General features: G+C 65.3%; 10 protein-coding genes. 4 read left to right on the plus strand and 6 right to left on the minus strand.

The window, feature by feature from the left end; all coding sequences use genetic code 11:
• Window positions 1-277 precede the first annotated feature (277 nt).
• The gene (locus tag H9529_RS19805; RefSeq protein ID WP_092888620.1) at window positions 278-664 is read right to left on the minus strand and encodes a DUF302 domain-containing protein; all 387 of its coding nucleotides are present in this window, start codon (window positions 662-664) and stop codon (window positions 278-280) included.
• Window positions 665-1,159: 495 nt separating this feature from the next.
• Here H9529_RS19805 and H9529_RS19810 point away from each other — a divergent pair, with 495 nt between their 5' ends.
• Both H9529_RS19810 and H9529_RS19815 read left to right on the plus strand, forming a co-directional pair.
• Window positions 1,160-1,411, plus strand: coding sequence for a helix-turn-helix domain-containing protein (locus tag H9529_RS19810; RefSeq protein ID WP_092888617.1), 252 nt, complete (start codon window positions 1,160-1,162; stop codon window positions 1,409-1,411).
• Window positions 1,411-2,724 (plus strand): type II toxin-antitoxin system HipA family toxin, encoded by a 1,314-nt coding sequence (locus H9529_RS19815; protein WP_092888614.1) that lies wholly within the window; start codon window positions 1,411-1,413, stop codon window positions 2,722-2,724. Before H9529_RS19810 ends, H9529_RS19815 begins: the two co-directional genes overlap by 1 nt.
• A gap of 192 nt (window positions 2,725-2,916) precedes the next feature.
• Here H9529_RS19815 and exaC read toward each other — a convergent pair whose 3' ends face one another.
• Window positions 2,917-4,437, minus strand: coding sequence for an acetaldehyde dehydrogenase ExaC (gene exaC / locus H9529_RS19820; protein WP_092888611.1), 1,521 nt, complete (start codon window positions 4,435-4,437; stop codon window positions 2,917-2,919).
• Window positions 4,438-4,682: 245 nt separating this feature from the next.
• Window positions 4,683-5,624, minus strand: coding sequence for a helix-turn-helix domain-containing protein (locus tag H9529_RS19825; protein WP_092888608.1), 942 nt, complete (start codon window positions 5,622-5,624; stop codon window positions 4,683-4,685).
• 279 nt (window positions 5,625-5,903) lie between these two features.
• Here H9529_RS19825 and H9529_RS19830 point away from each other — a divergent pair, with 279 nt between their 5' ends.
• Window positions 5,904-6,392, plus strand: a complete 489-nt coding sequence (locus tag H9529_RS19830; protein ID WP_092888605.1) for a DUF892 family protein — start codon at window positions 5,904-5,906, stop codon at window positions 6,390-6,392.
• 127 nt (window positions 6,393-6,519) lie between these two features.
• On the opposite strand, the gene H9529_RS19835 is transcribed toward H9529_RS19830, so the two are convergent.
• Window positions 6,520-7,344 (minus strand): type 1 glutamine amidotransferase family protein, encoded by an 825-nt coding sequence (locus H9529_RS19835; protein WP_092888602.1) that lies wholly within the window; start codon window positions 7,342-7,344, stop codon window positions 6,520-6,522.
• A gap of 255 nt (window positions 7,345-7,599) precedes the next feature.
• Between H9529_RS19835 and H9529_RS19840 the strand changes: the two genes are divergently transcribed.
• Window positions 7,600-7,863, plus strand: coding sequence for a hypothetical protein (locus H9529_RS19840; protein WP_092888599.1), 264 nt, complete (start codon window positions 7,600-7,602; stop codon window positions 7,861-7,863).
• Window positions 7,864-8,084: 221 nt separating this feature from the next.
• Here H9529_RS19840 and H9529_RS19845 read toward each other — a convergent pair whose 3' ends face one another.
• Both H9529_RS19845 and H9529_RS19850 read right to left on the minus strand, forming a co-directional pair.
• A complete protein-coding gene (locus tag H9529_RS19845) occupies window positions 8,085-9,206 on the minus strand; it encodes an extracellular catalytic domain type 1 short-chain-length polyhydroxyalkanoate depolymerase (protein ID WP_092888596.1) in 1,122 nt (373 codons plus the stop codon).
• A 246-nt stretch (window positions 9,207-9,452) separates the two neighbouring features.
• On the minus strand, window positions 9,453-13,808 hold the full coding sequence (locus tag H9529_RS19850) for a CheR family methyltransferase (RefSeq protein WP_092888593.1): 4,356 nt from the start codon (window positions 13,806-13,808) through the stop codon (window positions 9,453-9,455).
• Between the last annotated feature and the right edge of the window lie 293 nt (window positions 13,809-14,101).

The raw sequence follows: 14,101 nt of genomic DNA on the forward strand, positions 1-14,101 counted from the left end.
GTCCTGCCACCCGCGTAGATTTCCCCAATGCCTCCGTCCTGCCTTGTAGCGTTGTGGGGTCGTTCCGGCTGCCAGACGGTGGGCCGCGCCGACCATTCAATGCTCGTTGCGCTAGCCTTCCGGCGCCGGATTACGTGCGAGGAAAACCCCCACGAGCACGAGCACGAACACCAGCGCCATGCCGCCAATCCCGATCCCAACGATCAGCGGATCGGATTGCACTTTCATCGCGGCAAGGACGATCAGTCCGGCACCAATGGCTGCGCACAGGCCTGACTCAGATCGCCGCGACGGCCTTCGTCAGCATGTCGCGGACCTGGCCCGCGATGGCCGTCAGTTCCGCATTCGCGATCGCCTGCATCGACGCCACCGGGTCTACCGCACTGACCTCAACGCCGCCTTCGGTTTCGCGCAAAATGACGTTGCAGGGCAGCATCGCACCAACCCGGGGTTCGATCCCGATGGCCTGATGCGCCATCTTGGGGTTGCACGCGCCCAGGATGCGATAGGCCGACATATCGACATCGAGCTTCTTTTTCATTGTGGCTTTGACGTCAATTTCGGTCAACACGCCGAAACCATGGTCCGCCAACGCTTTGCGTGCACGCGCGTCAACATCGTCGATGCCTGCGTCCGAGATCATGCGATCAATGGTGTACGTCATCGGTAAATCCTTTTGTGTATTCTCTGAAGAATTGGTTTTGGGCGCGGCCCCGAGCAAAATCGCAGGCGCGCGCGTCAGCAGGCCAAAGCCTTCCTGGCAATCCGTTCGAGGGGCTGTTTCGTTCCATCTCATCAACGAATGGGTGCGTTTTCCACCCTCAAGTTGTGCCTTCGACCCTGTTTTTGCAACATCATGGGGCAGGACTGTGTGGTACAGGGGCCTGCAGCATCATTGGGGCACCCTCACTGACGGACCCGCCCTGGGGCCGAGGGTGTCGCGGTGAATTCGGTCACCCATTCCCCGGAAAGCCGGGTTTTCATGGCTTGTCGCAGAGAAATTCGCGGCGCCCTGCGGCCAGATTTCACCAACTTTTTATAACGCATGGATCATATGTCGGCTTTATAACTCAACGATCATAATCATACTTTATGATCCAGGCAGCATATTGACACTTAATGATCCTGGGAACATAATTCAGGTGGAAGGATCACCCCGATGGATCAGATCGCCCGGACGACCCAGGACATCGGCCATGTCCTGCGCCAAGCGCGCAAGGCCAAGGGCCTGACGCAAAGCGAGCTTGCCCATCGCGCAGGGGTCTGGCAGCGCACGGTATCGAACATCGAGACCAGCGCCAGCGGGGCAAAGGTGGATACGATCTTCGACCTGCTCGCAGCGCTCGATCTTGAAATCCACATCGTACCTCGCAGCAAGATGAAACCTGACGACCTGGAGGACATCTTCTGATGGGGCGCAGGCGCACGTTCCCTCCGCTCGACGTCTACATGAACCGTCGGCATGTGGGGCAATATTTCCGCGACCCGGATGGGGCCTTTGCCTTCACCTACGCGCCCGACTGGCTGGCATGGGCGAACACCCTGCCAATCTCGCGCGCGCTGCCGCTGCGGCCGGAACGGTACGCGGGCCCCCCGGTCATCGCGGTCTTCGAGAACCTTTTGCCAGACAGCGATGACATCCGCCGCCGCGTGGCCGAGCGTGTCGGCGCGGATGGGCTGGATGCCTATAGCCTCTTGGCCCGCATCGGGCGCGATTGCGTGGGCGCCTTGCAGTTCCTGCCCGAAGGCGAGGCGCCCGGCGCCAGCGACGTGCTGACCGGTGTACCTCTGGACGACCTTGAGATTGCGGCAATGCTCAAGGATCTGCGCCGCACACCGCTGGGCATCCGGGCGGGGCGGGATTTTCGGATCTCGGTGGCGGGCGCGCAGGAAAAGACGGCGCTGCTGTTTCACGAAGGCCAATGGATCGCACCGTCGGGGACGACGCCCACGACCCACATCCTGAAGCCCGCGATCGGCAGCCTGCCCAATGGCATGGACCTGACCGACAGCATCGAGAACGAGCATTTCTGCCTGCGGTTGATGGCGGCATTCGGATTGCCGGTGGCGCACACCGAAATCGCCCGGTTTGCGGATACCAGGGTTCTGGTTGTCGAACGGTTCGACAGGCTGCGCGCCCGGGATCGTCGACTGATACGTCTGCCACAGGAAGATTGCTGCCAAGCGCTCGCTGTGCCGCCGACACGCAAATACCAGAACGAAGGTGGCCCAGGCATCGTTGATATCTGCGCGCTGCTGCAAGGCAGCGATGAGCCGGTCCGCGACCGCGCGCATTTCTTCAAGGCAAATGTCCTGTTCTGGCTGATCGGGGCGACCGACGGTCATGCGAAGAACTTCAGCATCGCGTTGATGCCCGGCGGGCGTTTCACCATGGCGCCGCTCTATGATGTGCTGACATTGCAGCCGTCGCTGGATGCCGGGCATTTGCAAAGCAAGGACATGAAGCTTGCGATGCGCGTCGGAAACAGCCGCCATTACAAGGTCGCGGATATTCTGGGGCGGCACTTTGTCGAGACTGGGGTGGCCGCAGGTCTTTCACGCCCACAGGTGGGGCAGGTGTTCGAGGACATTCAGGAAAAGGCCGGGCAGGCGTTCGCAACAGCCCTGTCTGAAATGCCTGCCAGTTTCCCCGCAGGGCTTTTCGATGCCGTCAAACGCGGGTTCGACCATCGGGTGACGCGGCTGTTCAGTCAGAAGGACTAGATTTTGGGTGCAGGCACGCGCCTGTTGCGCGCTGTATCTCTTAGACTTCTTGCGGTCCTGTCCAACCGCCCTGCCTGACACCAGAACGACGCGCGGCACGGGGGGCGCTCCCCCGTGCCGACACATCTTGCGCGCGCAGCCCATGGCACGGCCTCCGCTATGAAGCCGTGCCATGAATTCCTGCATCCGGGTTCAGAAAAATCCCATCTTTTCAGGGTTGTAGCTCACCAGCATATTCTTGGTCTGCTGATAATGGTCCAGCATCATCTTGTGGGTTTCGCGCCCGATCCCTGATTGCTTGTAGCCGCCGAAGGCTGCATGCGCCGGATAGGCGTGGTAGTTGTTCACCCAGACGCGCCCAGCCTCAATGTCGCGACCAAAGCGGTAGGCGCGGGTGCCGTCGCGCGTCCAGACCCCGGCACCAAGGCCGTACATCGTGTCATTGGCAATCGCCAGCGCTTCGGCCTCATCCTTGAAGGTGGTGACCGATACGACCGGACCGAAGATTTCCTCCTGGAACACGCGCATCTTGTTGTGTCCCTTCAGGATCGTCGGCTGGATATAGAATCCGCCCGCCAGATCGCCAGACATCTGCGCTGCAGCGCCGCCTGCCAGCACCTCGGCGCCTTCTTCGACCCCGATCGTCAGGTAGGACATGATCTTGTCATGCTGTGCCTGGCTGGCCTGCGCGCCGACCATGGTTTCCATCAGGCGCGGATCACCTTGCTTGATCGCCTTTACCCGCGCGATGCAGCGTGCGATGAACTCGTCGAAAATATCCTCCTGGATCAGCGCGCGGCTGGGCGAGGTGCACACTTCGCCCTGGTTGAAGGCGAACAGCACGAAACCTTCGACTGCCTTGTCGAGGAACGCATCATCCGCCGCCATCACGTCGGAAAAGAAGATGTTGGGCGACTTGCCCCCCAGTTCAAGCGTCACCGGGATCAGGTTGGCCGTGGCGGCCTCCATGATCTTGCGGCCTGTCGCGGTCGACCCGGTGAAGGCGATCTTTGCAATCCGGTTGGACCGCGCCAGCGCGTCGCCCGCCTCCGCCCCGTATCCGTTGACAACGTTCAGCACGCCCGCGGGCAGCAGGTCGCCGATCAGCTCCATCAGCACCATGATCGCGGCGGGGGTCTGTTCGGCGGGTTTCATCACGATGCAATTGCCCGCCGCCAGCGCGGGTGCCAGTTTCCAAGCCGCCATCAGGATCGAGAAGTTCCACGGGATGATCTGCCCGACCACGCCCAGCGGTTCGTGAAAGTGATACGCGACGGTATCATTGTCGATCTCGCTCATCGTGCCTTCCTGGCTGCGCAGCACGCCCGCGAAATAGCGGAAATGGTCCACGGTCAGCGGGATGTCGGCGGCGGTGGTCTCGCGGATGGGCTTGCCGTTGTCCCAGGTCTCGGCGGTGGCGATCAGGTCCAGATTGGTCTCGATCCGGTCGGCGATCTGAAGCAAGAGGTTGGAGCGGTGCGCGGCCGAGGTCTTGCCCCAAGCTGCGCGCGCCGCATGCGCCGCGTCCAGCGCCAGCGCGATGTCGTCGGCGTCCGACCGCGCGACCTCACAGATCTTCGCGCCAGTGATCGGGGTGACATTGTCGAAATACCGCCCCGAGACGGGGGGCACGAACGTCCCGCCGATGAAATTGTCATAGCGCGCCTTGAAGGGCGATGCGGTTTCGGCCTTGGTTTCGGTAATCACGTTCATGGGGATCCTCCTGTCGGGTCCGGCCGCCTCCTCGCGGCCACAGGGGAAGGATGCAGGGCTTTGGGGCCTGGGTCACTGGGGGGCCGTCAGACGGCGGGTGCCACCTGTCGCAGAACTGCGACAGGTGGGGCGGGGAAAGTGGATTTGGCGGCCAAGTCTGGCGCAAGGGCACCGAAAATACCAAAAATGGACCTGACATCGTAAGAATCAGTCCAGCAAGACCTCGCATCTTTGCAAAACTTGCCCTACTCCCGGCCCAGCTTGCGGTGCAGCGTCGCCCGGCTGACGCCAAGCGCGCGCGCAGCGGCCGATACATTGCCGTCGCAGCGCGCCAGCGCCCGGTTCAGGACCGCGCGTTCGCCGTCCTCGATCCGGTCATGCGACGCGCAGCCCATCAGGTCGCCCAAGGGGCGCGGGCGCGCCGCCAGATCGCCCGTCATGCCCAGATGCAGCCGCGCCGCCCGCGTCGCCCCGATCACCAGATCATCGGCATCGACAGCCAGCAGCGCGCCCGCTACGCGGTCCAGACCTGGCAGCAGCACGATGCGCGCGCGCGGGAAATGTTGGTGAAACAGCTCTGCCTCGACCCGTTGCGCGGCCTCGGTCACCGTGTTGCCGATCAGCCCCGCCACCGCGTCGGGCAGGTCATGGCGCGCGGTAGACACGTCGATCACTGCCATCAGCATGCCATCCGGCCCATGCACCGGCGCCGAGGAACAGCTCAGGCCGATGTTGCTGGCCATAAAATGCTGGTCCCGGTGTATGGTGACGGCCCGCCCCTCGGCCAGGCAGGTGCCGATGCCATTGGTCCCCACCTGCGCCTCGGACCAGATTGCCCCGGTCCACAGGCCGGATTCCGCGAAATGCCGGTCATCGCCCGGATGCCCGCGCCGATCCACTGCGATGCCCTGCGCATCGGCGATCACGATACAGGCGCCCAGGCTGCCAACGATCTGGAACAGCCGGTCCAGATGCGGCGCGGCGGTGGGCAGCAGCGCGCCCAACCGCTCTGTGGCCTCGGCCAGTTCGCGGGCGCTGACCCGCGCGTCGCGCAGCCGCGTCAAAGGATCCAGCCGATGCACCCCGGCGGATCGTGCCCAGGATGCCGCCACGGGCGATCTTGTGGCCATGCCGCCGGAAATCGCGGCTTCGATCCGGCTCAGGTGCAGCGAAGTTTCGGTCGGCATCAGGTGTCCTCCCCCCCCCCACACAAATGCAGGGTTGCCTTCGGGACGTGGCGCTCGGGTCTCTCCTCCCACCGCGCGCCTGCCCGGAGGTAGAGGATAGATCGAAGCCGGTGCGTCAGGCAAGCGTCTTGGTCCCATGCTGCGAAAGGCCGCCACCAAGGGCCGGAACCACGGATTCCAGGCACGGACCTGAAAAACGGGCCGGAACCATGGCGGGGGGCGTTGCGTTTAGAACATGAACAGGCCGGGATTGGCCTGCAACATGTGAAGGAGTCCGCGATGAATAATCTCAAGGAAGTCTATCTGGACCAGTTGAAAGACCTGCACAGCGCGAACAAACAATCGCGCGATTCCGTGCGTCAATTGTCGGAAGCCGCCAGCAGCGATGGCCTGCGCCGCGCGCTCGACGCGGGGGCGGCGGGGATCGCCGACGGCATGTCGAAGCTGGAGACCTTGCTTGCCGCCCACGACACGCCGTCGACCGGCACACATTGCAAGGGCATGGAAGGGCTGGTCCGCGAAGCACGCGCCCATGCCCTGAAGGAAGAATTTACCGAAGGGGCGCTGCGCGATGCGGTCATCGTGACCCAGTATCAGCGCATGGCGCATTACGCCATCGCGGGCTACGGTTGCGCGGCCGCCTTTGCCACGCAACTGGGGCTGACCGATCAGGCCGCGACCCTTAAAGGGATGCTGGATTCTGCCTATTCCGGCGATCACACGATGACGGAACTGGCCGAAAGCGGCATTAACGCCGCCGCCGCCTGAGGGCGACCCGACATTGTGAACGACCCCCGGGGGCCGGCAGATGCAACTGTCGGCCCTTTTGCATGGCCATCCCCCCTCCCTGCGCGGGTTTCCATGCGCGCATCGTCAGCGGCGGCGGCGCCCGCTGTCACGCAAGGCGCTTCCAATAGCGTTGCGCGTGGCAGGCCCGGATGAAGCCCCCTGCATCCCCCGGGCCTGACAGATCAAACATGCCCTGATCGGACACGCTGACGCCAGCGGCATCGAACAAGGTCTCTGCCGCCGCCGTCATCGCGATAAATTTTGCCTGCGCAAACGCATCCGCTGCGAAATACCGTGCCGGGTGCATCTCGGCGAACGCCTCTGCCCCCGCATCCGTCGCCAGCACCGCCACCGCGTCGTAGAGGGCCGAGGGCGCGTCGTCGATCGTCTGATCGGCGACCACGCGCACGCCGCCTCCGGTGGTGATGCCGCCCGCCATGGGCGCGATCAACGCAACCAGCCCGTCTGCATCGGTCGTCGCGCGGATCAGCGCATCCAGCAGCGCATCGTCGATCCCGTCGGTCATCAAGATGCCCAGCGTGCGGCCGTGGAAACTGTCCGGCGCGTTCTCTGGGATCGACCGCGCGTCGGACAGTGGCGGCGTGTTGGCGGGTTCATGCACCGTGTCCAGCCCCGGCCCGGTAGCGACATCTGGCACCTCACTGGAATGGTCAGCAACGCTGTCTTCCCGCGCCTTCCACCTGTCGTCGCCGCGCGCTTCGGAGACGCGGTGATGCCCGCCCTGCGGATCGGCGCGCAGGCTGTTGTGGTTGCTGGACACCGGGGCGCCTTCGGCGGGTGTTGTCCGCTGACCTGCATCGGGGTGCTGATGCGGTGCACCGCCCGTGTCGCGCGGATGCGGTCGGCCGGGGGTGCTCTGTCTGGATTGGCGCGCCATGGTCGCGCGGAAATTCGGGGTATCGTTGGGCATCGCGGTGTCTTCCCTGGATGGTGCGGGCGGCCCGGTGGGTGATGTGCGGGCGGCTGCGGATGAAAGGGCGTGTGCGGTGGAGATCCCACGCCTGACCAACCGCTTCGCGGGCCGGTTTGTTCCGGTCGCTGGTGGCCAGCACTGCCGCATCGGCAGAAACCGGCTGATGTGGGTGTCTGGTCGCATCGGCAAAATGTCTGGAACACTTTGGGCTTTGCATGGTTGACCACGTAGCCGCAATGAATGGAGCAGACCATGCCAGACCTTTATGTCAGTCATCCGCTGAACGGTGTTTCCTTGTCCGTACCGCCGGTTCCCACCGCGCATCCGGACCCCGACCCGTCGCCTGATCCCATGCCCGAACCATACCCCGACCCGCCGCCGGTGCCACCGCATGATCCGCAGCCGGGCGAGATGCCGCCCGCGCCGGTCGCCAGACGCATGCCAAAGCGCGCGGGGGTGCAGGCCGGTCCGAGGCCCGCTGTCGTGGCGCAAAAACTTCTGCCGCGCCCTCGCTGACGCGGCCCGCCCGAGGGACTGAACAACCGCCACCCGGCGCGCTGCACCCGGGCACCGCGTTCCTGACGCGCCAAGCCTGCGTCTCTAGGCTTAACCCATTGTTAATAAACGCTGTTTCGCATGCGAAACACTTGAACGGCAATGCGTTGAAAACGCTGGGATTCAGGGGTGCTTCGCCTGGAAAACTTCTTGCGAAACATCTGGTCCGCAGCGCCGCCCCCTCAGCACACTTCTTGCAAAAAGAACCGCACCATCTGGGCCGAGGCATCTGGACCGCTGCGCTCGGTGTATGATCCCACCGCGCGGCCGCCGGACCAGGCGTGGCCGCCACCGTCGATCATCCACAGCTCCAATGCGCCGTTGCCATCCGCCGCGGCGAAATCGTGCCGGGCGTAGCCGCGTTCGCGCAGGCTGCGGTTATCCATGCGCACAGGCACCACCGCTTTGCCCACCGCCGCCTCGACGATCTGCGCGGCGTTCGACGGGTGGACCGTGCTGTCGCTGTCCCCATGAAAGACGATACGCCGCACGGCGTGGCGCGGCCCGGTGGCGGCGGGAACATGGCGCAACGACCTGCCACCGCTGCGCATCGCCGACATGGCGGACACGACATTGCTCGCCGATCCGCGCGCCAGCCCCGAATGCACCCCGGCGGCAGAGAAGACATCGCCATAGACATCGGCCAGGATCGCCGCCATTGCGCCCCCGGCGGACAGGCCCGCCACGAAAACCGCGTCCCGCGTCAGCCCGAATTCACGCATCAGTTTGCGGGTGAGCGAGGCGAGGATCGCAGGTTCGCCCGCGCCCCGCGCCTGATCCCCGGGTTTGAACCAGTTCCAGCAGCCTGCGGGATTGTCCCGCAGCGCTTGCGCGGGATAGGCGATGGCCAGGCTGTATTTCTCGGCCAGCGCGTTCATGTGGGTGCCTGCGGCAAAATCGTCCGGGGTCTGATTGCAGCCATGCAGCATGACGATCAACCCGGTCGGCTGGTCGCCCCGGGTTGCGGGCAGATACAGCTTGAAACTGCGCGTCCCCGCCGAACAAGAGTGGCGCCGCGACAGATATTGCGCCGTCTTGGGGTTGTCGGGCATGGGGACGGGCCTGGGCGCAGTGTCCACGGGCAGATCCTTTGGCGTGCGCCGCTTTGCAACGGAAGGTGTCGCCCGCTGCACCACGTTGCGCGCTTTGAGAGGTTTCGGTTTGGGCGCTGTCAGCGGCGCGAATGCGGCGGAAATCATGGCCGACACCATGGCCTTTTGCACCCTTCGGACCGATTTCGCCTGTGCGCGGGGTCCCAACAGGCGGGTCGTGCGGCGTATACCCGCCGCGATGATGCGTGACATGAGAGGTTCCTTGACGTGAGAGGGCAACCGCTGTCGGCCTGTGCTGGCCCTTTCGGGGAACCGGGCAGGCCGACAGCGGAGTTTGGACGCCTCTTCATAACGCGCCGCAGGGGCAAGCGTTCCGAATGCGGCAGCGCAGCAATCCGGCAACGCCGGGCCGCAACCATATGCGGGGGCGGCGGTGAGCGTTGGCGCCGTCTGGGGGCCCCTAACGCTGCCCTCAGACGCTGGCCTCACACGCTGCCCTCACACGCTGGTCGGGTTTGCTGCCAGTTCCAGACGGACCAGCGCGGGCAGGGATGCGGCCCCGGTCTTGTGCATCACTGACGCACGGTGGTTTTCCACCGTGCGCTGGTTGATGCCCAGATCGGCGGCGATGATCTTGTTCGGATCGCCCGCCAGAACCCGGGTCAGCACCTCGCGTTCGCGCGCCGTCAGGGTGGCGAAACGCTTTTGCGCGGCCCTTCGGCGGTCGGCCCCGGCGCGCGCATCCTGTCCCGGCGCGATGGCTTGGCGCATGCTGTGCAGCAGGTCCGCCGCCGCCACCGGCTTTTCGATCAGGTCCGACGCCCCGGCGCGCATGGCCGCGACCGCGATGGCGGCATCGCCATGCCCGGTCAGCACGACGGCGGGGATATGCGATTTCTCGGCGCGCAGTTGCCGGATCAGCGCTACGCCGTCGATGCCGGGCAGCACATTGTCCACCAGCAGGCATTCGCCGATCCCGGGGCGCGGTGCGGCCAGAAATTCCTCGGCCGAGGCATAGCTGACGACGATCCAGCCCTCGGCCTCGAACAGGCGGCGCACGGTCTCGCGGATGATCGGGTCATCGTCGATCACATGCACGGTGGTGACGGTGGCATCGGTGCGCGCAATGCGGCGGCGAGTCTTTGCGGCGCGGGCCTGCAAGATCAGTTCCGAGATCTGGGCCAGAAGCACCTCGGGCATCACGGGTTTGATCACCTGGGTGAAGGCAGAGCCTGCGATCTTCTTGAACGTCGCGCTGGTAATGTCGCCGGTCAGGATGATCGTAGGCACCGCGCGGCCCAATACATCGGGCAAGTCCTGCGCCAGCGTCAGGCCACTGGCCCCGCCGTGCAGGTCGAAATCGGTCAAGAGAATATCGGGCGGGTCCACGTCGCCACTGGCCCACAGCAGCGCATCCTTGGTGTTGGACCGGGCGACAACGGTGTGGCCTTCCTTGGTCAGCACTTCGGCCAGCAGGGCGCGCAAAGGTTCCTCATCATCGACCAGCAGCACTGTGCCGGTGGGGCGTTCACTGCCTTTCAGGGCGGCGGCGGTTTTTGTCAGGCGCAGGATCTGCGGCGTCGCCTCCACCACCGGCAGCGTCACCATGAAGGCCGACCCCTTGCCGAGGGTAGAGCGGACGGCGATGGGATGGCTCATCAACTGGGCCAGCCGTTCGACGATCGACAGGCCCAGCCCGAGGCCCATGCCGCCCAGCTTGGACGTGTTCGCACCCTGCTGATAGGCGTTGAAGATCGCCGTACTTTCGGATTCCGGCACGCCGATGCCGGTGTCGCAGACATGGATCGTCATATCCTGCCCGTGACGGCGGCATCCCAGCAAGATCCCCCCCTTCGGCGTATATTTCACCGCATTGGACAGCAGGTTGCGCAGCATTTGTTCCAGCAATTGTGGATCGGTCTGAACCCATGCCGTGCACGGCACAAGTCGCAGCCGCAGGCCCTTCAGGCTGCATTGGGGCCCGAATTCATCGGCCAGCCGCTGCAACAGCGGCGCAATGGCGATGGGGCGCATTTCGGGGCGCACGATGCCGGATTCGATCCGGTTCACATCCAGCATCGAATCCAGCATCGCGGTCATGGAGCCCAGTGTCTGGTCCATCAGCATGGCCAGCCGCGCCCCCTCGGTCGAGCGTTTTTGCTGCGCCAGCAGCCGGTGCAGCAGTGCCATGGCCTGCAAGGGCTGGCGCAGGTCATGGCTTGCCGCGGCCAGAAAGCGCGATTTGGCGCGCGTGGCGCGGTCTGTATCGGCCATCGCGGTTTCCAGCGCCGCGTTGGAACGTCGGCGTTCGGTGATGTCGGAATAGGTGATGACCACCCCTTCGATCCGCCCACCCTCGGCGCGGTACGGCTGAATGCGGCGCAGGAACCACAGCCCGCCGGTGCCTTCGACCTCGCGCTCTTTCGCATCCGACGCGGCCAGCACGGCGCGGGCGTCGGCGGTCAGGTCGTTATCGGTCGAGACCGAGGCGAGGTCTGCCAGCGGGCGGCCCACATCGGACCGGATCAGCCGGAAGATTGCGCGTGCCGCCGGGGTGAAAAACCGGATGTTCAGGTCCATATCCAGAAACAACGTCGCGACATCGGTGCTGAACAGCACGTTTTGCAGATCATTCGCGGTGGTGCGGTGGCGTTCCAGCGTTTCCTGAAGCTGGCCGTTCAGCGCGGTCAGTTCCTCGTTCAGCGATTGCAGTTCCTCTTTCGAGGCAAGGAGTTCTTCGTTGGTAGACTGGAATTCCTCATTCACCGACAGCGCTTCGGCTGTGTCGAGGCCATGCGCCTCGACCTCGTGCTCCAGATCGCGCAACGCCTCGGCCAACTCGCCGCGGGTGGCTTCCAGATCGGCTTCCAGATCGCGGGGCACCTTGCCGGATGAAGGGCCGCTGGTGGTCTTTGACAGCGCGGGGCGCGGCGTATCAATGAAACAGACCAGCACCAGCGGCCCGGTGGCGGCCGGGATGGGGTGCACGATGATGTCGAACCCCGCCGCGCCATGAATGCGGTTGCCCGCCGCGCCTGCGCGGGCCGTTGCAGGCGCGGCGGTGGCCGCAGTGACAGCGGCGCGGAAGCGCGCACGCACGGGCTTGGGCAGCATGCCCAGGACGCCGGGGTCGGGGTGGCCCTGCGTGACCTTGAGGTATTTCTCGGTCGGGCCTAGCAGATAAACGCATTCCAGCCGCGCGTTGATGAGGGCCGCTGCAGGTGCGTAATGGTCCAGCAAGATCTTGCGGCACAGATCGGCCAGTTCCGACCGGCGGCCGGGGGCCGCAGCGGTCGGCGCGGTCGGCGCCGGCTCATCGTGCCTGGCGGCTGCGAAATGCAGATCGGGCGGGTGGCTGCGCCCGGTGCGCCGCCAGAGCCGTGCGGCCTTGTCCTCGACCGTGAAGCAGTCATCGGTCTGCCCGGCGGTTTCTGCCGCGCCCAGCAGCAAAAGCCCACCCGGGCGCAGGGCGAAACAGCAGCGCGCGATCACGCGTTTCTGCGCCTCGGGGCCGAGGTAGATCAGCAGATTGCGGCAAGACACCAGATCAATGCGCGAGAATGGCGGGTCGGCCAGCAGGTCGGCCACGGTGAACACGATCACGTCGCGCAATGCCGATGTCACCCGCCAGCCACCATTTTCCGCCACGAAGAACCGCGACAGGCGCTTTGGCGAGACGACGGCCTCGATCTCGCGCGGGAAGAACCCGGCGCGGGCGGTGGCGATCGCCTCGGCGTCCAGATCAGAGGCCAGGATTTGCACGCTGGCCTGCGTGCCGGTCACGTCCATCGCCTCGATCGCGGTCATGGCCAGGCTATAGGCTTCCTCGCCCGTGCTGCATCCCGCCACCCAGACCCGGAGCGGCCGGTCGGTGGGTTTGTCGGCCAGCAGCGCAGGGATGGTGGCGCGCGACAGATGGTCGAACACCGCCGGGTCACGGAAGAAGGCCGTGACATGGATCAGCAGGTCGGCGGTCAGATCGGCCAGTTCCGCCGCGTCAGTCCGCAAGATGCCGAGGTAACGCGCCATCTCTGCCGGGCCGAGGCCCCCCAGTGCCATGCGCCGCGCGATGCGGCGCTCCAGCGTGCCGCGTTTGTAAAGCGTGATGTCCTGCGCTGCGTGTTTGCTGACAAAACTCAGCAGCGCGTCATAGCCCGTGGTCTTTGCCTGGGTTTGGTCACTGGCGGTGTCGGCAGGGCGCAGCAGGTCCGGGGTGGGCTGTGGGCCGGGTTGGGAGGGCGCGGGGCCTTGCACGGGGGGCTTTCCGGGAAGCTTTGCCAGGAACACTTCCAGCGCGGCGGCCATCCCGGCGGTCGGCAAGGTCTGCGCCACGAAACCCGTCGCAATCGCGCTTTCGGGCATGCCGGGGTACGCGGCTTCGGCGGGGCTTTGTGCGATCACCAGTCCGCCTGCGGCATGAATGTCGGCGATGCCTTCGGTTCCGTCGGTGCCGGTGCCTGACAGCACGATGCAGCCCGACAGTGCCGCCGCATCCCGCGCCAGCGCGTGCAACAGCACGTCGAAGGGCCGCCGTACCGCCTGTCCGCCATCGGGCCCCGACAGGTGCAGCACCCGTCGCTGCACTGTCAGGAACACACCCGGTGGGATGACATGCAACACCCCGACCCGCAACGCCATGCCATCGCGCGCCTGCACCACCTCCAGTCCGGTGTGGTTAGTCAGCAGGTCGACCATCATGCTGTCGTGCGTCGGTTCAAGGTGCAAGATCAGGATGAATGCGGCACGCGTCGTGGCCTTCACGTCCTTCAGCGCGGCGCGGCACGCATCCAGCCCCCCGGCAGAGGCGCCGATGGCAATAACGGGCAGGGCCGTGCGCGTGTCGTGGGGCGACATGGCGTACTCCGGTTGGAACGTGTTGCCGTGTCGGTAAACCGGGTGATCCTCCGGTGTCTTGGCTCTGGCCCTTTGGCTCTGGCCCTTTGGCTCGGGGCGCCTGCAGGGCCGCAGTCTGTCGCCATCGTCCGGCAGCGGCGCCGAAACGGGGGGTTACCCTTGGGTATACCAGCATATGCCATCCGTCGAGCAATCAATTTCCCCCATGCCGCAGACTGCGTGCCGCCCGGGGCAACCCACGCAGGGGCAGACCGGCCCACGCGCCGTTTCGCCCATGAGTAGATTCCGGCCCT

It is taken from the genome of Roseicitreum antarcticum, assembly GCF_014681765.1.
Classification (GTDB): domain Bacteria; phylum Pseudomonadota; class Alphaproteobacteria; order Rhodobacterales; family Rhodobacteraceae; genus Roseicitreum; species Roseicitreum antarcticum.